Source organism: Sorangium sp. So ce406, from assembly GCF_051474675.1.
Lineage (GTDB): Bacteria > Myxococcota_A > Polyangia > Polyangiales > Polyangiaceae > Sorangium > Sorangium cellulosum_G.
Genome location: NZ_CP150340.1, coordinates 10087522 through 10106355, shown reverse-complemented (window position 1 = coordinate 10106355; position 18834 = coordinate 10087522). Strand labels below are relative to the sequence as shown.

The following is an 18834-nucleotide window of genomic DNA, read 5'->3' as shown; positions in this document are numbered from 1 at the left end:
CTAGGGGGCCAGCGGCGACCTAGGGGGCCAGCGGCGACGCCAGCGCCTTCGCCTTCTCGTCGACGACCCGCTTGCGCAGCTCGGGATCGGCGCCGCCGCGCCGCTGCAGGAGGCGCTCCAGCGCGTTCGACGCCTCGACATGCGCGCCCGCCTGGCTCGCGGTGTCGGCCAGCTTGAGGAGGCGCTCCTCGGTGGGCTCGTCCTGCGCCGCGCGGGCGTAGTAGGTCACGGCCGACTGGTAGTCCTTCCGCGCCACGAGCAGGTCGCCGGCCCACGTCGCCGTCGACGCGCACGCCGCGAGCGAGCCGCACGACGCGGAGAGCAGCTCGCGCGCCGCCGGGGGGAACCGCTCGGGAGAGGCCATCTGCGCCGCGGCCTGGACCCGCAGGCGGAGGCAGCCCACCCGGTTGTCCAGCCGCTCGCAGCGCTCCGCGAGGAACTGCTCCGCCTCGGCGATCTTCCCGTGCAGCAGGAGGAGCCGCGCCCGCAGCTGGACCGCGAAGAACGAGCTCTCCTGCTGCTGCTCGATCGCCGCGGCGTGCGCCTGGATCTGCCGCTCGCAGTCGGCGCGCTTCTCTTCGCCGCCCTCCGGGCCGCCGCAGCGCGGTGAGCTCGGATCCTCCAGCAGCGTGAGCAGCACGTCGCCCGCGGCCCAGCGGGCGGCGACGCGCTCGGGGGCGCGCGCGATCGCCTCCTCCGCGCAGCGCAGCCGCAGCTCGAGCGCGTCCCGGCGGTTGCCAGCGGTGGCCATCCGCTCGAGCATCTCGGCGCCGGCCTCGCCGTCCGGCACGGCGCGCGCGATCTCGTCGAAGCGGTCGGTCCACTGCCGCGCGAGGGTGGCCGCGGTGCCGGTGACGCCGCGGTCGTCCTCCACCGCGAGCCGGAGGCTCAGGAACGCCTGCTCCCTGGCGCCGCGCGACGCCAGCACCTCCGCGAGCAGCAGGTGGGCGCGGCCGTGGCGGCGCGAGCGCTCCAGCGTCCGCTGCAGCCACGGGATCGGGCTCTCGCTGCGGCCTTGCAGCGCCACGACCGCGCCGAGCAGCGGGAAATAGGGCTCTCCCGGGTGGCGGAGCATCGCCGCGCGGAGCTCTGCGCGGAAGCTCGGCCAGCCGGCGCCGGTCGCCGCGCCTGCCTCGCTCAGCGCGCGCAGCGACCGGCGGTCGTGATCGACGTCGCGCCAGCCGAAGCGCAGCATCAGGGCGACCAGCGCGAGCCCGGACGCCGCGGCGTACGCGGCGAGCCGCCACGCGCGGCGCCCCTCGGCGCTCGCGCCGTCCGCCGCGGCCTCGTGCAGCGGCCGCTCGTGGTAGGCCTCGCCCCAGAGCGCGCCGAGCGTCGCCGTGAGCGCGATCGCGACGCCGGGCACCTCGATCCCGAGGTCGAACAGGTTCTGGGCGAGGAGCACCACGCAGCCGACCCAGGCGCCGACCGCCACCGTGCTCCCCTTCAGGGCGATCTTGCCGGGCCGGAACGCGACGCCGAGCGCGATGAGCGCCGCCGCCGCCGCCGGGATGCCCCACTCGGCCGCCCACTGGATCACGAAGTTCTCCGCGTGCGTGAACACGATGTTCCCCGGCGACTGGCGGTATGCAGGGAACACCGTCTCGAACGCGCCGCGCCCGACGCCGAGCAGCCAGTGGTCCGCGAGCATCGGGAGCGTCGAGCGGAACAGCGACAGCTTGTCGAGGTTATCGTCCGCGATCTCCGTGAGCGTGCGGTTCGTGGCGGCGAGCGCGGCGAGGAGCGCGCCGCCGCCGATCGCGACCGTGAGCAGCCAGGCCGCCGGGCCCTGGCTGCGGCCGCCCGGGCGGTGCTTGCCGCGCCGCCACCGCGAGAGCAGCGCGAAGAGGGCGAGGCCGAGCGGCAGCACGAGCAGCCCTCCGCGGGACGACGAGATGATGCTGACGCCCACGATCGTGGCGAGCCCGACGCCGGTGACCCAGGACGGCAGGAGCGGCCTGCTCGTGAGCAGCAGACCGACGCCGGAGAGGACCCCGAGGTTCAGGTAGCCGGCGAGGTTGTTCGGGTTGAGCAGCGGCCCGACGTGCCAGGGCGCGACCGAGAACCGCGGCTGATACAGGCCGAAGACCTCCTTCGCGCCGAGCAGCCCGTGGGTGATCGTCGTGAGGGCGGCGAGGAACGCGCTGCTGAAGACGAGGGTGACGACGAGCCTCGCGCCGCGCCGCGCTCCGACGAAGGCGGCTGTGACGAACACGCCGGCATACGTGAGCCATTTCGTGGCCTCGACCAGCGTGGCCCCCGGATCGAGCGAGATGCTGGCGTAGCGCGGCGCCGCCTCGCCGAGCGGCATCAGCGCGCGCGACCAGACGTCGGCGCTCGCCGGCGAGAGGTGCTCGAGCCAGGAGAGCGGGAGCGGCGCGGCCTGCAGCAGCGTGTACGCGGTCAAGCCGAGCAGCGTGAGCATCGGGAGCGATCTCAGGTGAGACTCCCGATCCGCGAGCGCGCTCGCGCGGAGAGCGAGCGCGGCGGCGACCGCCGTGATCGACGACACGAGGGCCAGCGTGGGCGTATGGACCGCGCCGATCGCGAGCACGGACCCGGCGATCGCCGCCGCGAGCAGCCACGGGATCGCGCGCTCGGCGAGCGGCGCGGCCCGCGCTGGGCGGCTCCGCGCCGCGGCGCCCATCGAGCGACGGCGCTCACCCGGCGACCTCGGCTTCAGGCGTGTGTAGTCCCGCTCCACAGCCAGCCAGGGTAGTCGATCTTCGTCGCCCGGGGACGGGATAGCTCACGGCATCAGCGAATCGAGCTGCGCACTCCCGGCGTTGACAGGGGGAGTGTGGGAGGACAAACATCCGGCGATGAAAGCCGCTGCTCGCCGCTTTGCATTAACGGACCTTCCGTTGGTGATCCTCGCGGCGAGCGCGGCGTCGACATGCACGCTCGATCTGCACGGAACGGGCGAGCGGAGCCGCGAGGGCGGGACTCGGTCGGATGGCGATGGCGACGGCGGTTCCGGCGGCGAAGGGGGCGTCGACGGCCTGCCGAACGGGATGCTCACCAGGTGGGCCGCGGGCGCCCCGGCGCAGCCGGGGATCTACGAGCTTCCGCGCTGGCTGACGCTGGAGAGCCCCACGCCGGACAAGACCGTGCAGATCGGCGAGAGCGCCGTCGTGAGCGGGATACCGGCGGACGTTCCCCGGGCGCGCCGGACCGGCGACGACAGGCCCTGGGGGCTCAGCCTCGAGGGCGCGCGCGAGAACCGGATTCCGCTCTCGACGCCGGGGCAGCGGCCCTGGCGCGTGATCTACGACGCCAGCCTCGCAGCGGCGCGCGGGCCGGATGGCGAGATGTCCGCCGGGCGTGTCTCCGATGAAGACGCGGAGCAGGCGTCGGCGGCATATGTCCCGGTCGACCGCAGCGGCGGATCGACCTCGACCATCTCCGGGTGGGTGGGCGACATCGACGGAGAGAAGGGCGATTTCGCGTGGATACGGGCCTTTGCGTTCGACGATGCCGCGCAGGCCGACGCGCGCACCAAGGTGCTCGCGCCGGCGCGCGCGTGGCGCCGCATCGACTTCACCGGCGTCGAGACCGATCGCGCCGGGCAGATCTGGCTCTATCCCGCGGCGGGCGAGGCAGCGAGGCTGAGCGCGGCGAGCTTCGCGTTCCTGAACCTCGAGTCGGCGCGATACCCGTCGTCGGCCATCCCGACCACGGGTAGCGCGCGGCGGCGCGAGGCGGACGTGCTGTACGCGAACAACGCCGAATGGCTGATCTGGAAGGGGTGGTTCAAGGCGCTCATCGAGCTCGCGCCCAACTACGCCTCTGGCGAGCAGCTCGCCGATCACGACCTCCTCTACATCGATCCCGGAAACAGGGTGTTTCTGCGGGCCTCGGACGGCGCGCTCGTGATGACCGCGACGGGCCACCGCGGCGCCGCGACCCTGGCCACAGAGGGCCTCTCGTGGGAGCGCGAGCAGGCCCTCCTCGTCGAGATCTCGAGCTCGCCCGCCGGGCTGTCGCTGCAGGTCGCCATCGACGGGGAGCAGGAGACCTCGGTCGACGCACCGGCGGCCGTGGGCGCCATCTCCGTCCCCGGGTCGGGTCGCATCCACATCCTCGGAGACCCAGGCGGCAGCCAGGAGTGCGCGGATCTACGCCGCGTCGAGTTCTACGAGGTGCACTGACGCCGTCGCGCGGCCCCGCCGGTGGTGTAGAGTGCGCCGCGTGCTCACGATCTCGGCACATCCTCTGCTCGACGCCGCCGCCTTCGTCACCACCTTCCCCGCGCCGCTCGGCGAGCTGCCGGCGAGCGAGGCGCTGCGCGGCCTCCTGTCCGACAAGGCCGCGGCCCCGTTCCGCTCGGACGACGCCGTGCGCGCGGCCGTCCGCGACCTCCTCCGGCACGGCGGGTACAAGCCGACCGGCCGGGGCAAGCCGGCCTCCGAGTACCTCATCCGCGCCGCCGCGGACGGCTCGCTCGGGCCCATCAACGCGGCCGTGGACGCGTGCAACGCCGTGTCGCTGCACTCCGGGCTGCCCATCAGCGTCGTCGACCTCGACCGCGCGATCCCGCCGCTCCGCATCGGCGTGGCGCCCGCGGGCGCCCGCTACGTGTTCAACGCCTCGGGGCAGGAGATCGATCTCGAGGGGCTCCTCTGCGTCTTCGACGCGGAGGGCCCGTGCGCGAACGCCGTGAAGGACTCGCAGCGGACCAAGACGCACGCCGGGACGACGCGCACGCTCTCGGTGCTCTGGGGCAGCCGCGCGCTGCCGGGCCGCGCCGCCGAGGCGGCCGCCTGGTACAGGGAGCTGCTCGCCGGCGTCGGCGCGGCGACCTCGGACGCGCCGATCGCCCCCTGAGCCGCCCGACGCAGCGGCGGCGCGGGACGCCGCTGCGCGCCCGCCGCCGTGCGCCCCGAGCGCGCTGCCGGCGCGACGCGCGTCAGCGCCTCGTCAGAGCGCGGGCCGGTCCGCCACCGTCACGACGCGCACGTCCTCGTCGGTGAGCCACCGCCAGTTGTCGACGAGCCCTGTCGAGTCGAGCTCGTGATCTCCGGCGTCGTACGCTCCCCACCGGATCTTGATCTCCTGGTTCGGCTCCACGGGCGCCGAGGTGAGCAGCCAGCTCGTCCCGGCGCGGTTTTCGAACCCCGTCCCGAGCAGCTCCCGCGTCCCGCGGTCGCAGTCGTACTGCACGCCGTCGAGGTTGCAGGGCCGTTCGCCCTCGCAGGTACAGACGTCGATGAACGCGTTGTTGATGCTCATCGCGTTGTTCTGGGCGTCGAACAGGATGTGGCCATCGATGAGATCAGGCGGCCGCGGCGAGAGCAGGGCGATGAAGTAATCGTTGAAATCGGTGCACGCATACGGCCAGTCGAACGTGGCGTAATTGACGTGGAACGAGAAGCCGTGGACGTTCGACGGGACCCGGATCGTGATCTCGATCGCGGTCGGATCGGACGGCTTCGCGGGCACGAGATCGCCGCACTCCCGGGGGTGCTTCGGGAAGCCGGCGGGAAAGTCGCTCTCGTACTTCTTGTCGAAGCCTTGCGGGCTCTCGTACCCCTCGTCCTGCTGCTGCCGCGCCGCGCCGCTCGAGAGGGCGAGCAGGCGCGCGCCCCCCCTCGGCGTCACGTTGGGCCCGAACCCGGGCAGGAGGCCGTGCCCGCGGTGGAAGTTGGCGCGCAGCTCCTCGCCTTCCGGGGGCGGCGCGCCGTCGACCATGACCCACTTCGCGGAGACCACGCCCCAGTCGCCGGGCCCGGACGACATCTTGCACAGCTCGACCGCCTTGGCGGCGTTGTACGGATCGTCGTCGTCGATCGGGAGCCCGTCGTCGCACATCTCGGGCACGTAGTCGTCGGGGACGCCGTTGCAGTCGTCATCGACGGGCGCCGGATCGGCGCCCCCATCGCCGCTGACGGTCGGAGGGTCGATGGCATTCGGGTTGACCTGCGCGTTGCAGTCGTCGCAGTCGCCCTGGAGCTCCGAGAAGCCGTCGCCATCCGCGTCGTCGTCCGGCAAGCCGCTGCAGTCGACGCTCCCCGTCGCCGTGGACGTGCTGATGGTCGCGTCGGCTGTCGTGGGCGGCACCCCGCCGCCGCTGCCGACGCCGGAGCCGCCGTCCGTGCCGCCGCTTCCGGAATCCCCGCCGACGAGGTCGAGCACCGGTCCGATGTTCCCGGTGCAGGCCACGCCCAGACACCCGGCCGCTGCCATGACGCTCAAGAAATTCAACCAAGCTCTCATCGGTGCTCCTCGAGGTCGCATGGAACCAGGGAGGTTCAGATCGATCCGCGATACGGGAGTCGTCGATGATTTTATCAGCAGAAGCGGCGGCAACAGTCAGCCCATCCCGGCGAAGGGCGGTGCTTTTTTGTGAGTCAGGGGCCCACATCGTGCACCGGCTTCCCGCGCCAGGTCGGCGTCCGCGGCGTTCGAGGCGGGGCGCGCCGCGTCGACAAAGCGCCGAGCGCCGGCGCTTTCACAGCGCCGGCGCTCTCGCCCCCTCGCGGGGGTGCCTGGCTCCGCCCCGATCGCGTCGGGGCGTTCTGGACGATCAGGCCTCGGCGCCCACTTCCTTCTTGCCCTTGCGCTTCGGCTCCTTCTTGGCGGAGCCGTTCACCTTCGCGGGCACCGCGGAGAGCGTCGGGCGCAGCAGGTCCTCGGCCATCTTGGCCGCGCGGTTCGTCTTCTCCCAGCTGAACTCGTCGCGCCCGAAGTGGCCGTACGCGGCCGTCTTGCGGTAGATGGGCTTCAGCAGGTCGAGCTGCTCGATGATCGCCTTCGGCCGCATGTCGAAGTTCTGCATGATGTACTTCTCGAGCACCTCGTCGCCCACGCGGCCCGTGCCGAACGTGTTGACGTGCACGCCGACGGGCTGCGCGACGCCGATGGCGTACGCGATCTGCACCTCGCAGCGCGCGGCGAGCTTCGACGCGACGACGTTCTTCGCGACGTAGCGCGCGTAGTAGCAGGCGGAGCGATCGACCTTCGTCGGGTCCTTGCCGCTGAAGGCGCCGCCGCCGTGCCGGCCCATGCCGCCGTAGGTGTCGACGATGATCTTGCGGCCGGTGAGGCCGGCGTCGCCGAAGGGGCCGCCGACCACGAAGCGGCCGGTGGGGTTCACGTAGATCTTCGTGTTCCGGTCCATCAGCTTGGCCGGGACGCACTTCTCGATGATCATGCTCCGCACCGCGTCGACGATCGTCTTGTGCTTGACCTCGGGGCCGTGCTGCGTCGACACGACGACCGCGCTCACGCGCACGGGCGTGTGCTCCTCGTACTCGATCGTGACCTGGGTCTTGCCGTCGGGGCGCAGCCAATCGAGCTTCTTCGACTTGCGGAGATCGGCGAGCTTGCGCGCGAGGCGGTGGGCAAAGCTGATCGGGGCGGGCATCAGCTCGGGCGTCTCGTCCGTCGCGAAGCCGAACATGAGCCCCTGATCGCCGGCGCCCTGCTCCTTGAAGAGGCCCTCGCCCTCGGTGACGCCGCGGGAGATGTCGGGCGACTGCTTCTCGATCGCCGTGAGCACCGCGCACGTCTCGTAATCGAAGCCCATCGAGGCGTCGGTGTAGCCGATGTCCTTGATCGTGTTGCGCACCACGACCGGCATGTCCACCCATGCCGAGGTCGTGATCTCGCCGGCCACGACGGCCATGCCCGTCTTCACCAGGGTCTCGCAGGCGACGCGGGCCGTCGGGTCCTTCTCGATGATCCCATCGAGGATGGCGTCGGAGATCTGGTCGCACACCTTGTCGGGGTGTCCTTCGGTGACGGACTCGGAAGTGAACTGATAACGGCGCATGAATCGCTCCTTCGGCGGACTCGAAATACGGACCCGTACGCATAGTTCGAGCGCGAGGCACCGTCAACGCGAGCCGCGGCCTCGCGCGGACAAAAGCGCCGGCCGGACGAGCTGCTGTCAGGCCGGGTTCCGCCGCGTGTGTCTCCCTTCGGCGCGCGCGGTCGGCGTTCCTTCTTCCCGCGCTCTTCCCGCGCTTCCCGCGCGCGGGGCGCGACTTCCCGCGTTCCCGCGCGGCCTTCGCGCCTCGCCGCGGGCCGCCCGCCGGACCGGGCGAGCGCGGCGCGCGGTCCCGATCGGGCGCACTCCCGGAGGCGCCTCTTCAGCGGCTATGATGCCGCGCCATGACGTTCGACGAGATCAGGACCTGCCTCGAGCGCGAGGGCTGGGCTGTGGAGGTCGTGTCCAGCGACACGATGCGCAGCGACTTTCAGGGAGCCGAGCGCCTCTTCCCCTTGTTCGTGCGGCTCTCGCCCCCCTTCGTCGTGTTCGCGGTGATCCCGTTCGTGCGGCTCCCGATGGAGCTCGAGGAGGGCGAGGCGATCGTGCGGCGCCTCCTCCGGCTGAACCGCGAGATCAACATGGCCAAGCTCTCGGCCGACGAGGAGGGCGACGTCATCCTGAGTGTCGAGTACCGCCTTGAGGACCTCGACCCCAGCGAGGTGCGCGACGCCGTCGACGTGCTCTCGTTCTATGCGAACAAGCACTATGCCGAGCTGCAGGAGCTCGCCGCGCCGTGAGGCCCGCCTCACGACCGGCCATCAAGGCAGGATCCGCTCTTCTCTCGGCTTGATCCCCTCCTGCGCCTTCAGCGCGCCGCGCACGACCCGGACGCGCCGCACGTCGCGCCCGCGCACGACCGTGAGCTCGACGGCGCTGCCGACGTCCCCGCGGAGCCGATCGCGCACCTCGGCCGAGGAGAGATCGCGGACATAGACGCCATCGATCATGAGGATCTCGTCGCCCGGGATCAGCCCGGCGCGCTCGGCGGCGAGGCCCGGCGGCACGTCGCGCACATAGAGCGCCTCCGACTCGTTGTCTCTCCCCAGGACGGCCCCGATGGAGCCCACGCTCGCGCTGCAACCGGCGGCGATGAGCAGGAGCGCCGCGCTCCAGGACGTGCTTGCCACGGCGTCACCATAGCGCCCCGGGCGCCTGACAGGGGGCGAAGCGTCCTTCTCGGTATGGCGGCGCATTCGACCACGCGGTTCTTCGACGGCCCGCGGCGGACGTCTGCGCCCCGCACGGCGCCGCGCCGGCGGCCAGAGCTTGCATCACGACGGTGCGCCTCGGGAGGCCGCCCGCGCGCTCACGATCCAGTTGGTCTCCGGTGGGAGGCTGCTCTAGATTCCGGGCCGGAACCGCCGATGTCTGCACCGTGCGCTGCCACCGAGAGCTCGACGCCTGCCGCTCAGTCCGGCGGCGTGCCCGGAGGCTGGAAGATGCGCATGGAGGATCCGTTCAATCGCTATTACCGGTACCCGATCGCGCGCTGGATCGTGCGGGCGCTGATGAGGACGCCGGTCACCCCCAACCAGGTGACGCTGGTCCAACCGCTCTTCGCGGCGCTCGCCGGATACCTGGTGACGTTCGATGATCCGCGCGCCCTCGTCGCCGGCGCGCTCGCGTTCGAGCTCCGCTCCATCCTGGACTGCGTGGACGGCGCGCTGGCGCGGGCGAAGAGCATGGTGAGCCCGGCCGGGCACGCCATTGACGCCCTGGCGGACTGGCTCGGTGTGACCTTCCTTTACGCGGGCATCTTCTGGCACTTTCACCTTCACCCGCCGCCTGGGGGCCCGTGGAGCGCCGTCCTGTCCACGAACGCGATCCTGCTGCTCGCGATGCTCCAGGCGGCGCTGCGCTCCTTCGCCGCGGACTACTTCAGGCTCAAGTACTGCTCGATCTTCGAGCGGGGCACCGACGAGACGGTGGAGGCGCTGCGCCGCAAGATCCAGGCGCTCGGCCCCTCGTCCTCGTTCTTCGCCCATGTCGACGTCTTCATCGGGCGGATGGGTCACCTCGCCTTCGCGCGCGCGCGGTTCGACCCCGAGCGGAGCCGGTCGTCGACGAGCGCGGCTCAGGTAAAGCTGTTGATCCGGGAGGAGTCGTCGCCGCTCACGCGCCTCATCGGCGCGCTCTGGGCGATATCGAACGGGGACGCGTTCCTGTCGATGGTGGTGCTGACGCTGCTCGTCGATCAGCTCTGGCTGGGTCAGGTCTTCTTCGCGACGGGCGGGGTCGTCTGGATCGTCGCTGTCATCTTGCTGAACGGCTGGTTCATCCGCAGCGCGTCCCGGCGCGCGAAGCTCGCCGCGGCCTGAGCCCAGCCGCGACGCGGAGGTCAGGCCCGGGTGGGCGTATGGCGATGTGTGTGGAAGTGTGTGCTGGATGAAAGGGTATCAGAGCGAGCTCGCGAGCCGGCGGGCCTTCTCCACGTCTTCCTCGAAGTCGATCTCGGTCCAGGGCAGGTCGTCGACGCGCTCGACGCCGAACGGAACCTCCTGGAAGGCGCGGTCCATCGCGGCCTCGTACTCCTGATCGAGGCGGCCGGCGGAGACCTCTTCCTCGAGGAGGCGCTGCATTACGCGGCCGCCCTGCGCGCCGACCTTGGCGAAGCCGACGCTCTCGCCCGCGACGTCCCAGCCCTTGCCCACGCGGCGCGCGATCTTGACCACGCGGCCGGCGCGGACGCCGACCATCATCTCCTCGCCGGTCTCCTCGGAGCTCGCGTCGACGAGCAGGCAGTTCTCGTGGGGCGAGGTCACGAGGCGCCGCAGCAACGCGGCGGGGTACAGCACGTCGGCGTCCATCCACAGCCCGCCGCCCGACAGCCGTTCGGCCGCGGCGTGGAGCGAGACGATGCTGCCGTGCACGAACCGCGGGTTGTCGATGAGCTCGACCCTCAGCGAGGGGCGGAGCGACGCGAGGGCGTCCTCGATCATCTCGCGCCGGAAGCCGACCACGATCGTGAGATCGGTGACGCCGCTCTCGGCGAGGTTCACGAGGTGCCGCTCGAGCAGCGTCCTGCCCTCGATGGAGATGAGGCACTTGGGCGCGTCCCGGCCGATGCGCCGGCCGCGGCCCGCGGCGAGCAGGATCGCCCTCATCGGCGCGCCTCCGCCGCGAAGCGGGCGGCGAGCTCCGGCGGGGTCTCGGCGACGCGGCCGATGCCCTTCACGGTGCCGCCGTCGACGAGGGCGAGGACCATGACCGGGCCGGGCTGCACGAGCGCGGCGCGCAGCGACGCGTCGAACGCGTCGACGGCGTCGGCGCGGTGCGTGGCGCGGTAGCCGACCGCGCTCGCCACCGACTCGAGCTTCACGTCGCCCGAGATCGTCCGCTGCCCGCCCGTCGAGGCGTGGGACCGGTTGTCGAGGACGACGTGCACGAGGTTCACCGGCCGCTCGCTCCCGACGCTGGCGAGGGCGTTCATGCCCATGAGGACGTTGCCGTCGCCGTCGAGCACGAAGACCCGCTTGCGCGGCTGCGCGAGCGCGAGGCCGAGGCCGATCGACAGGCCGAGCCCCATCGAGCCGATCATGTAGAAGTTCGAGGGCCGGTCCTGCGTCGTGTAGAGCTCGCGGCCGATCATGCCGTTGCAGCAGACCACGAGGTCGCTCTTCCCGACCGCCGCCGTGAACACCTTGAGCGCTTCGAGCTTGTTCATTCGAGCACCCCCGCGGGCACGATGAGCGCCGCCGGCTGCCTTGTGGAGAGCATGACGTCCTTCGCCCAGCCCACCTGCGGCTCCATCGCCTCGCCGGCGCGGAGGACGCGGTGGGGGATCTTCATGAGGTCGAGGAGGGGGATCATGATCTCGCCCATCATGAGGTGCTCCGGGGCGTCGTTGCCGCCCTCGCCGCGCCACGAGATGACGAGCAGCGTGGGCACCTCGTACATCGTGCTCAGCGAGGCCAGCGCGTTGACGGAGACGCCGAGCCCGGAGTTCTGCATCAGCACCATCGGCAGCTTGCCGCCGAGCCAGGCGCCGACGGCCATCCCGATCGCGCTGTCCTCGCGCGTCGCCGAGATGTAGCGGGCGCCCTTGTCGCTCTCGAGCTGCGCGACGAGGCCCTTCAAGAGAGAGCAGGGGACGCCGGCGAAGAAGTCGAACCCCGCGTCCTTGAGCGCGGCGACGAACTCGGGCGCGTACGATTTGCCTGAACCGTGGGACATCGGCTCACTCCTTGATCAGCGCCCAGGCGCGACGGTAGTCCTCGAACGTGTCGATCTCGAGCCAACCCTTGTAGACGTCGATCGCCTGCACGTCCGCGCCGCGATCGATGAGCTCCTGGAGCAGGTCGGTGAACGTCGCGCTGCGGAGCGACTCGGCCTCGTGGAAGCCGCCCTTGGCGCGGGTCTCCTGGAGCTGGTGGTAGCAGTCGGTGAGCAGGCGCGCGCCCCTCGCGGTGAACATGGCCATGCCGGTGAACTCGCCGTGCGCGTCGCGCTCGGCGATCGCGCGGCCGACGCGCGCCACCCGGTGCGGCGCCTCGGCGCCCACGAAGCGGTAACCGGCCTCCTGGGCGTCCTTCAGCACCACGAGGTCGGGCACGCCGCGCGCGTCCTTGGGCCGCTGGCCCTCGGCGTAGGCGCGGTCGACGACGATCGAGACGTCGGCCGGGCTCTTGAGGAGCTTCTCGAGGTGCCCGCGCTCGAACACGATGTCGCCGTAGAGGAAGACGAACGGCCCGTTCAGCTCCTTGGAGGCGCGGAAGAGCGAGACGACCTCGTTCGTCGTCGCGTACTCATCGTTGTCGTAGGTGCGGACGTTCGGGAGCTTGACCGCCTCCTTCTTGTACCCGCGCACGACGGCGACGTCCTTCACGCCGCAGGCGTTGAGCACGTCGATCTGCCGCTCGAGGATGCTCTTGCCCTTCAGGTCGAGCATCGGCTTCGGCAGCTCCTCCGTGAGCGGCAGGAGCCCCTGGCTCTGGCCGGCGGCGAGGATGACCGCGGTCACGCCCGGGCTGCCGGAGGGCAGGAAGCGCGACTCCTCCTGCTTCATCTTGTCGACGCCCACGAGCTCATAGACGCGCTCGAGCGGCACGACCTTGTCGTCGACGCTGCCGGTGTACATCTCGCGCTTCAGCGTCTGGAGCGTCTCCGTCATCGCCTTGATGGAGGATCGGATCGCGTGGTTGGCGAAGATGATCAGCTTGAAGCCGGCCTCGTGCAGCGCGTCGACGCTGGTCGTGCGGTAGATCGTCGGCACGCAGACGAGCGGCGTGCGCGGGCGATCCCACGCGCGGGCGAAGGAGAGCACCTCGTCCGGGTCCTTGCTCTTCGAGTGGATGAGCACCATGTCGGCGCCCGCATCCGCGTAGGCGCGGCCGCGGCGGAGCGCCTCCTCCATGCCCCAGCCGGCGATGAGCGCCTCGGTCCGCGCGATGACGACGAAGTCGCTGTCCTTCTGCGCCGCCTTGGCCGCGCGCACCTTGAGCGCGTGCTCCTCGATCTCGGCGAGCTCGCGCTTCACGCCCGCGTAGAAGCTGCAGCGCTTCGGGAAGATGTTGTCTTCCATGCAGATGGCCGCGATGCCGGCGGCCTCGTACTCCTCGACGCAGCGGACGACGTTGACGGCGTTGCCGTAGCCGTTGTCGCAGTCCGCGACGACGGGGAGCGACGTGTTGTTCATCATCCGGGCGGCCTGGAGGTTCTCCGCCATCGTGAGGATGTTGGCGTCCGGCACCGCGTAGCTCGCGGAGATCTCGAAGCCGGAGGCCCAGAGCCCGTCGAACCCTGCCTCTTCACCGATCTTCGCGGAGAGCCCGTTGTGCGCGCCGATGAGGACGATCGGGCCGGGGCGGGCCATGAGCTCGCGCAGCTTCCTGGCTTTGGTCACGTCTCCCTCCACTCCCCCGCGCGGTCCGGACGCCCTTGCCCGGCGAGGCGCCGCGCGCGCAGCGGAGCGCGGCCTGGCGATGGGCGCCCCGCCGTCGCCGCGCGCGGGCAGCTCCGGGGGGCGCCGGATCTCGCTCTCACCGAAGGAGCCGGGCCTCAGGGCGTGGCGAGCCTTAACACCGTTCTCCAGTGCCGCCAATGACGCCTCGCAGCCGGATCAGCCCGGGGCCGGCGCGGAGCACAGCCTTGCACGCGAGGCGGAGCCGCGGCGGGGCGCCGAAGCGATCGAGCAGATCGAGCTCGTCGCGCGTGGGCGGCTCGAGGAGCTGCTCGCCCTCGAAGACCTCGACGCGGCAGGTGGCGCAGCGCGCGTCGCGGCACGAGAACGCGACCGGCGCGCGCGCGTCGTCGCAGACATCGATGAGCCTGCCAGCCCCGGCCTCCGCGGTGACGGCGGGGCCGAGCGCGCTGGCATCGAACACGACCGTGGGCATCGCCGCTTCCTCCTGGAGCGCATTTTCTCGGGCGTCCTCACGCACTATACGACGGGCTCATGACGGATCGCTGGGACGCAATCATCCTCGGCGGAGGGCCGGGGGGATCCACGCTCGCCGCCTCGCTGGCGAGGCTCGGCCGCAGGGCGCTCGTGCTCGAGCGCGAGACGTTCCCTCGCTTTCACATCGGGGAGTCGCTGCTGCCTCACTCCCGCGAGGTGTTCGCGCGGCTCGGGCTCGAGGAGAAGCTGGACGCGCGCTTCCTTCGCAAATACGGCGCCCGGTTCCTGTGCTCGTCGACGGGGCGGACGCGGACGTACAGCTTCGCCGACGCGTTCGATCCGAGGTTCGAGTTCGCCTACCAGGTGCAGCGCGACGCCTTCGACGAGCTGCTGCTCCGGCACGCGGCGGAGCTCGGCGCGGAGGTGCGCGAGTCGTGGGAGGCCGTCGAGGTGGTGTTCGAGGGCTCCCGCGCGGTCGGGGTGCGCGCGCGGCCTCGCGCGCGGTCCGGCGACGCCGCGCCGGGGGAGGCCGCGCGCGCCGACGGGGGCGACGTCGTCGAGCTCCGCGCGCCGGTGATCGTGGACGCGACGGGGCGGGACACGCTGCTCGCGTCGAGGATGCGGCGCAAGGCGCACCTCGCCGAGCTCGACAAGACCGCGCTCTTCGCCCACTACGAGGGCGTGGTGCGCGAGGAGGGGATCCTCGAGGGCAACATCCAGCTCGTGATCTTCGAGCACGGCTGGTTCTGGTTCATCCCGTTCCGCGGCGCGCTGACGAGCGTCGGGGCGGTGGTCTCCTCGAGCTGGATCCGGGGCCGCAGGAAGGGGGAGAGCCTGGACGAGCTCTTCGATCGCACGGTCGCGCAGAGCGGCTGGGCGCGGGAGTTCCTCGCGAACGCGCGGCGCACCAGGCCCGTGGGGGCGCTCGCCGACTTCTCGTACCGCATCGATCAGCTCGCCGGAGACGGCTGGCTCTTCGTGGGGGACTCCGGCGGCTTCCTCGACCCGCTCTTCTCGACCGGCGCGCACCTCGCCGTCAAGGGCGCCGACCTCGCGGCCACGGCGATCCACCGCGCGCTCGAGTCCGGGGACACCTCGCGCGCCGCGTTCGCGGGCTACGAGGCGGAGGTCCGCTACGCGGTCGACCTGTTCCTCGGCGTCGTGCAGGGCTTCTACAAGGGCCACTTCCGCGAGATCCTCTTCGAACAGAACCAGCGGCCCACGATGCGCAAGCTCATCACGAGCATGCTCGCGGGCGACGTGTTCCATTCCGAGCGGCGGCCGCAGTGGGCGTCGTTCCTGCGGCAGCAGTACCCGCCGGACCTGCCCGACTTCGCGTGACGCGCGCTGCGCGCCCTGGTCGATCCGCCGATCCTCAGCCGCCGCACGGGGCGCGGTCCAGGACCGCGTCCCGCATCTGCTTGCAGGCGGCCTCGAGGGCGCCGCGCGCCTCCGTCCGCGCGTCGCCCTCGAGCGCGTCGTCGTCGGCCTCCGCCCTGGCGGCGAGCGCGTCGCGCGCGATCGAGATGGCGGCATCCTGGCTCTCCCGGGTCCCGGCCGGCAGCTTGCCGGCGCAGGCGACCATAGCGGCCAGGTAGCCGTCACACGCGTCGATCCCTGTGCTCTCGAGGCCAGCTCTCCCTGCTCCGCCGCCGGCCTTGCCGCAGCCGAGCACGGACGAGCCGCACAGCAGCGCGCACAGCAGGAGACGTGGAAGGAGAGCTCTCGCCATTCGTCGTGCGCCCGGGGCGTCGCCGGCGGCCACTGCCGGCCGCCGCGCGCGCCTTGAACGACGTCGTCGACCCTGCCACAGGCCGGCGTCGCAGGGCAATTTTCGGCGGGTCAGCCGCGGATCAGCAGGATGGCGTGCTCGTGGCGCGGGCGGCGCTGGAAGGCGCGCGCGGTGGGGCGGTGGAAGTGGGGGCGCGGCTGCGATGCGACCGCGCGGACCGTGAAGCGCGCGCCGGGCGCGCCGGACGCCGCCGCCCGGACCACGTCGACCGCGTAGACCGGCGCGCCGGCCACCACGCTGTCGGCGATGAGCAGCACGAGCGGCGCGCCGCTGCGGAGGACGCGCGCGAGCGAGCCGAGCACGCCGCCGAGCTCCTCGCGCCAGCGCGCGCGGCCGGCCTCGGGGCCGAGCGGATCGAGGTGCCGGCGGGCGCCGATCTCGTCCTGCTCGAAGCGCGCGCTGCGGAGCCGGAGCCAGCGCAGCCTCGCCTCGTGGTGGGCGAGGTAGTCGTAGACACCCGGGTAGGGCGGCGACGTGACCGCGAGGTGGACCGAGCCGGGCTCGACGCCGCGGAGCACGCGCGCGTCGCCCTCCTCGACGATCGCCGGCGGGCTCGCGGCGAGCGGCGCCGCGACGTCGGCGAGGCGCTGGGCGAGCTCCTCGGCCTTGCGGACGAAGAGCCGCGCCGGGTAGCCGGCGGCGATGCGCCGCGGCAGCTCGTGCTCCGACGTGTCGGACGCGCGGCGGCTGAGCTTCGTGAGGATCGCCGAGAGGACGAGCTCGAGGTCCTCGCGCAGCGCCTCGGCGCCGTGGCCGGTGAGGCGATCGAGACCGACGCGGAGCCCGTCGAGCTCGAGCAGCACGTGCGGCTCGAACAGGGCGACGTCCTCGGGCCCGTACCGGCGGCTCGGACCGGCGCGCGCCTTGCGGCGCTCGTCGGCCGCGGCCGCGACCTCGCGGGCGGCGGCGACGAGCCGCTCGCGCTCGCCCGGGCTGCTGCCCTGCACCTTGAGCCGGGCCAGGCGCACGGCGAGCGGGTTCGCGTCGACGCCGATCGCCGCCCGGCCAGCGAGGCGGGCCTCGACGAGGACGGTGCCGCTGCCGCAGAACGGGTCGAGCACGCGCTCGCCCGGGCGCGAGAGCCCCTCGATGAGACGGCGGGCCGTGTCCGGGTGCATCCGGGCCGGGTAGCTGTGGAACCCGTGCACGTGGGCGCGGGCCGCTTCTTCCGCCGTGCTCGAGCTGGCCACGTCGAGCGCGTGGGCGAGCATCGCGGCGTCGGCCGGATCGCCCTCGAGCACCGTCGCGCCGCCGACGTTGGTCAGGGCGCGGCGCTCCGGTGGAGCGGCCGCGGCGCGGCGCTCCGGCGGCGCAGGCCGGACCGCGTCCGCCTTGTGCCGCGGCCCCTGCTGCGGCGGACCTTGCCGCGGCGGACCCTGCCGCGAGGGGCCCGGCTTCCGCTTGGGATCAGCGCTTCGTGGGGTCGACATGGGCGGTCCGTTGCGCCAGCGGCTCGGCGGCCTGTCCGGCGGCGAAGGCTTCCTCCTCGGCGAGCGCGTGCGCCGCGGCCTCGGTCTCGCCCGCCGGCGCCGCGCCGACGCGCAGCTTCGGCGCGTAGCCGAACTCGCCCGCGGGGCTCACCGCGCCGCGCACGACGTCGTTGACCTCGAGCAGCGCGAGCAGCTCCTCGGCCTGCGACTCGCCGATGCGGAGCGTCGAGGCGAGCCCGCCGGCGGTGAGCGGGCGCTCGGTCTGCCGGGCGACGTCGGACGCGACGGAGACCCAGGCGGCGTCGAGCGCGGGCGCGACGTCCTGGCCCCGCGACTTCGCTCGCCGGAACGCCCAGAGCGCGAAGACGGCGACGGGCGCCATGGTGAGCAGGCCCGCGGTGAACAGCCCCACGCTCGCGCTCAGGATGAGCAGCAGCACGGCGAACAGGAGCAGCTCGAAGCCGAAGAGCGCGCTGGCCGCGATCCCCGCCGCGCGCCAGACCGAGCGCGCCGAGGCCGCCGCGCGCGCCTTCTGGAGCAGCGGCACCTCGCGGCCCGACCGCTTGACGCGCGCGTCGGCGACGGGGACGCGCGGGCCGCCGCAGACGTCGCACCGGAAGCGCAGCTCCGGGTGCGCGGAGACGCCGGCCACGCCGCCGCAGTGCGGGCACGCCTCGGCGCGCTGGTCCGCGCCGCACTGCGGGCAGCGATCGCCCCCCGGCGCGAGCGCCGCGGCGCACACGCGGCAGCGGGCGGCGCCGGACGACGTCTCGCTCACGGCGCGCTCGCGGCGGCGGACGCGGCGCGGGAGCCGCTCACGCTGCGCAGCACGGCGTCGAACAGGGCGCGCCCGTCGGCGCAGCCCTGGAAGGCCTCGCTCATCCGCTCGGGGTGCGGCATCAGCCCGAGCACGTTGCGCCGGGGCCCGCCGTAGATGCCGGCGATGTCCATGGCCGAACCGTTGGGGTTCGCGCCCCCGCCGACCAGCCCCTCCCGGTCGCAGTACTGGAAGGCGATGGCGCGCTCCTCGACGAGCTTCTTGAGCGTCTCCGGATCGGCCTGATACCGCCCCTCGGCGTGGGCGATCGGCAGGCGGAGCACCCGGGGCAGGCCGCTCGTGAACGGCCCGTCCGCGCGCGGCGTCACGAAGATGTCGCGGCACTCGAAGCGGAGGTGCGCGTTGCGGGTGAGGGCGCCGGGCAGGAGCCCCGCCTCGGTGAGGATCTGGAACCCGTTGCAGACGCCGAGCACCAGCCCGCCGCGCTCCGCGTGTCGTCGGATGGCGGGGACGATCTGGCTCGTGCGCGCGATCGCGCCGCAGCGCAGGTAGTCGCCGTAGGAGAACCCGCCGGGGATCGCGACGAGGTCGGTGCCTGCGGGGAGCTCGGCGTCGCGGTGCCAGGCGGTCGACGTGCGCACCTGCAGCACGTCGCGGAGGGTATGGATCATTTCGGCATCGGCGTTGGAGCCCGGGAAGATGACCACGGTCGCGTGCATGGCC

19 protein-coding genes are annotated in these 18834 nt (G+C 72.5%); 6 read left to right on the top strand and 13 right to left on the bottom strand.

Translation table 11 applies throughout. From position 1 onward, the window contains the following. Window positions 1–19: 19 nt before the first annotated feature. The gene (locus WME96_RS37875; protein WP_437286433.1) at window positions 20–2647 is read right to left on the bottom strand and encodes an O-antigen ligase family protein; all 2628 of its coding nucleotides are present in this window, start codon (window positions 2645–2647) and stop codon (window positions 20–22) included. Between the two features lie 175 nt (window positions 2648–2822). Between WME96_RS37875 and WME96_RS37870 the strand changes: the two genes are divergently transcribed. Both WME96_RS37870 and WME96_RS37865 read left to right on the top strand, forming a co-directional pair. Next, window positions 2823–4151, top strand: a complete 1329-nt coding sequence (locus WME96_RS37870) for a phage head spike fiber domain-containing protein (RefSeq protein WP_437286432.1) — start codon at window positions 2823–2825, stop codon at window positions 4149–4151. Window positions 4152–4191: 40 nt separating this feature from the next. After that, window positions 4192–4827 carry a phenylalanine--tRNA ligase beta subunit-related protein gene (locus WME96_RS37865; RefSeq protein WP_437286431.1) on the top strand — a complete coding sequence of 212 codons (636 nt, stop codon included), beginning with the start codon at window positions 4192–4194 and terminating at the stop codon, window positions 4825–4827. A gap of 93 nt (window positions 4828–4920) precedes the next feature. Here the strand turns inward: WME96_RS37865 and WME96_RS37860 are convergent, their stop codons facing one another. Continuing rightward, the gene (locus WME96_RS37860; RefSeq protein WP_437292395.1) at window positions 4921–6186 is read right to left on the bottom strand and encodes a hypothetical protein; all 1266 of its coding nucleotides are present in this window, start codon (window positions 6184–6186) and stop codon (window positions 4921–4923) included. On the opposite strand from WME96_RS37860, the gene WME96_RS37855 reads away from it, so the two are divergent. Beyond that, window positions 6185–6349, top strand: a complete 165-nt coding sequence (locus tag WME96_RS37855; RefSeq protein ID WP_437286430.1) for a hypothetical protein — start codon at window positions 6185–6187, stop codon at window positions 6347–6349. The genes WME96_RS37860 and WME96_RS37855 overlap by 2 nt on opposite strands. Window positions 6350–6526: 177 nt before the next feature. Here WME96_RS37855 and metK read toward each other — a convergent pair whose 3' ends face one another. Next, window positions 6527–7774, bottom strand: coding sequence for a methionine adenosyltransferase (metK, locus tag WME96_RS37850; protein WP_433929678.1), 1248 nt, complete (start codon window positions 7772–7774; stop codon window positions 6527–6529). Between the two features lie 341 nt (window positions 7775–8115). Here metK and WME96_RS37845 point away from each other — a divergent pair, with 341 nt between their 5' ends. After that, a complete protein-coding gene (locus WME96_RS37845) occupies window positions 8116–8511 on the top strand; it encodes a YbjN domain-containing protein (protein ID WP_437286429.1) in 396 nt (131 codons plus the stop codon). 21 nt (window positions 8512–8532) lie between these two features. On the opposite strand, the gene WME96_RS37840 is transcribed toward WME96_RS37845, so the two are convergent. Next, window positions 8533–8901: a PDZ domain-containing protein gene (locus WME96_RS37840; RefSeq protein WP_437286428.1), complete on the bottom strand. Its 369-nt coding sequence runs from the start codon at window positions 8899–8901 to the stop codon at window positions 8533–8535. Window positions 8902–9219: 318 nt separating this feature from the next. Here WME96_RS37840 and WME96_RS37835 point away from each other — a divergent pair, with 318 nt between their 5' ends. After that, on the top strand, window positions 9220–10092 hold the full coding sequence (locus WME96_RS37835) for a CDP-alcohol phosphatidyltransferase family protein (RefSeq protein ID WP_437286427.1): 873 nt from the start codon (window positions 9220–9222) through the stop codon (window positions 10090–10092). 78 nt (window positions 10093–10170) lie between these two features. On the opposite strand, the gene WME96_RS37830 is transcribed toward WME96_RS37835, so the two are convergent. The 5 genes from WME96_RS37830 to WME96_RS37810 form a co-directional block, all read right to left on the bottom strand. Further along, on the bottom strand, window positions 10171–10878 hold the full coding sequence (locus WME96_RS37830; protein ID WP_437286426.1) for an NTP transferase domain-containing protein: 708 nt from the start codon (window positions 10876–10878) through the stop codon (window positions 10171–10173). Beyond that, entirely contained in the window at window positions 10875–11438 is a 564-nt protein-coding gene (locus WME96_RS37825) for a thiamine pyrophosphate-dependent enzyme (protein WP_433929672.1), read from the bottom strand. Before WME96_RS37825 ends, WME96_RS37830 begins: the two co-directional genes overlap by 4 nt. Next, window positions 11435–11947, bottom strand: coding sequence for a thiamine pyrophosphate-binding protein (locus WME96_RS37820; RefSeq protein WP_437286425.1), 513 nt, complete (start codon window positions 11945–11947; stop codon window positions 11435–11437). Before WME96_RS37820 ends, WME96_RS37825 begins: the two co-directional genes overlap by 4 nt. A 4-nt stretch (window positions 11948–11951) precedes the next feature. Further along, window positions 11952–13616: an isocitrate lyase/phosphoenolpyruvate mutase family protein gene (locus WME96_RS37815; RefSeq protein ID WP_437286424.1), complete on the bottom strand. Its 1665-nt coding sequence runs from the start codon at window positions 13614–13616 to the stop codon at window positions 11952–11954. 172 nt (window positions 13617–13788) lie between these two features. Beyond that, a complete protein-coding gene (locus tag WME96_RS37810; protein WP_437286423.1) occupies window positions 13789–14109 on the bottom strand; it encodes a 2Fe-2S iron-sulfur cluster-binding protein in 321 nt (106 codons plus the stop codon). A gap of 59 nt (window positions 14110–14168) precedes the next feature. On the opposite strand from WME96_RS37810, the gene WME96_RS37805 reads away from it, so the two are divergent. Beyond that, window positions 14169–15452 (top strand): NAD(P)/FAD-dependent oxidoreductase, encoded by a 1284-nt coding sequence (locus tag WME96_RS37805; RefSeq protein ID WP_437286422.1) that lies wholly within the window; start codon window positions 14169–14171, stop codon window positions 15450–15452. 34 nt (window positions 15453–15486) lie between these two features. Here the strand turns inward: WME96_RS37805 and WME96_RS37800 are convergent, their stop codons facing one another. The 4 genes from WME96_RS37800 to purQ all read right to left on the bottom strand — a co-directional run bounded on the left by WME96_RS37800 (window position 15487) and on the right by purQ (window position 18830). Further along, window positions 15487–15843, bottom strand: a complete 357-nt coding sequence (locus WME96_RS37800) for a hypothetical protein (protein ID WP_437286421.1) — start codon at window positions 15841–15843, stop codon at window positions 15487–15489. Between the two features lie 110 nt (window positions 15844–15953). Next, window positions 15954–17333: a DNA methyltransferase gene (locus WME96_RS37795; protein ID WP_437286420.1), complete on the bottom strand. Its 1380-nt coding sequence runs from the start codon at window positions 17331–17333 to the stop codon at window positions 15954–15956. Further along, entirely contained in the window at window positions 17311–18111 is an 801-nt protein-coding gene (locus tag WME96_RS37790) for a zinc ribbon domain-containing protein (protein WP_437286419.1), read from the bottom strand. Before WME96_RS37790 ends, WME96_RS37795 begins: the two co-directional genes overlap by 23 nt. Then, entirely contained in the window at window positions 18108–18830 is a 723-nt protein-coding gene (gene purQ, locus WME96_RS37785) for a phosphoribosylformylglycinamidine synthase subunit PurQ (protein ID WP_433929660.1), read from the bottom strand. Before purQ ends, WME96_RS37790 begins: the two co-directional genes overlap by 4 nt. Between the last annotated feature and the right edge of the window lie 4 nt (window positions 18831–18834).

Bases quoted from the DNA above. Each gene is read 5' to 3' on its own strand.
- WME96_RS37875 (WP_437286433.1), bottom strand. From the start codon at position 2,647: ATGGGCGCCGCGGCGCGGAGCCGCCCAGCGCGGGCCGCGCCGCTCGCC.
- WME96_RS37870 (WP_437286432.1), top strand. From the start codon at position 2,823: ATGAAAGCCGCTGCTCGCCGCTTTGCATTAACGGACCTTCCGTTGGTG.
- WME96_RS37855 (WP_437286430.1), top strand. From the start codon at position 6,185: ATGACGCTCAAGAAATTCAACCAAGCTCTCATCGGTGCTCCTCGAGGT.
- WME96_RS37860 (WP_437292395.1), bottom strand. From the start codon at position 6,186: ATGGCAGCGGCCGGGTGTCTGGGCGTGGCCTGCACCGGGAACATCGGA.
- metK (WP_433929678.1), bottom strand. From the start codon at position 7,774: ATGCGCCGTTATCAGTTCACTTCCGAGTCCGTCACCGAAGGACACCCC.
- WME96_RS37845 (WP_437286429.1), top strand. From the start codon at position 8,116: ATGACGTTCGACGAGATCAGGACCTGCCTCGAGCGCGAGGGCTGGGCT.
- WME96_RS37835 (WP_437286427.1), top strand. From the start codon at position 9,220: ATGGAGGATCCGTTCAATCGCTATTACCGGTACCCGATCGCGCGCTGG.
- WME96_RS37830 (WP_437286426.1), bottom strand. From the start codon at position 10,878: ATGAGGGCGATCCTGCTCGCCGCGGGCCGCGGCCGGCGCATCGGCCGG.
- WME96_RS37825 (WP_433929672.1), bottom strand. From the start codon at position 11,438: ATGAACAAGCTCGAAGCGCTCAAGGTGTTCACGGCGGCGGTCGGGAAG.
- WME96_RS37820 (WP_437286425.1), bottom strand. From the start codon at position 11,947: ATGTCCCACGGTTCAGGCAAATCGTACGCGCCCGAGTTCGTCGCCGCG.
- WME96_RS37810 (WP_437286423.1), bottom strand. From the start codon at position 14,109: ATGCCCACGGTCGTGTTCGATGCCAGCGCGCTCGGCCCCGCCGTCACC.
- WME96_RS37805 (WP_437286422.1), top strand. From the start codon at position 14,169: ATGACGGATCGCTGGGACGCAATCATCCTCGGCGGAGGGCCGGGGGGA.
- WME96_RS37800 (WP_437286421.1), bottom strand. From the start codon at position 15,843: ATGGCGAGAGCTCTCCTTCCACGTCTCCTGCTGTGCGCGCTGCTGTGC.
- WME96_RS37795 (WP_437286420.1), bottom strand. From the start codon at position 17,333: ATGTCGACCCCACGAAGCGCTGATCCCAAGCGGAAGCCGGGCCCCTCG.
- purQ (WP_433929660.1), bottom strand. From the start codon at position 18,830: ATGCACGCGACCGTGGTCATCTTCCCGGGCTCCAACGCCGATGCCGAA.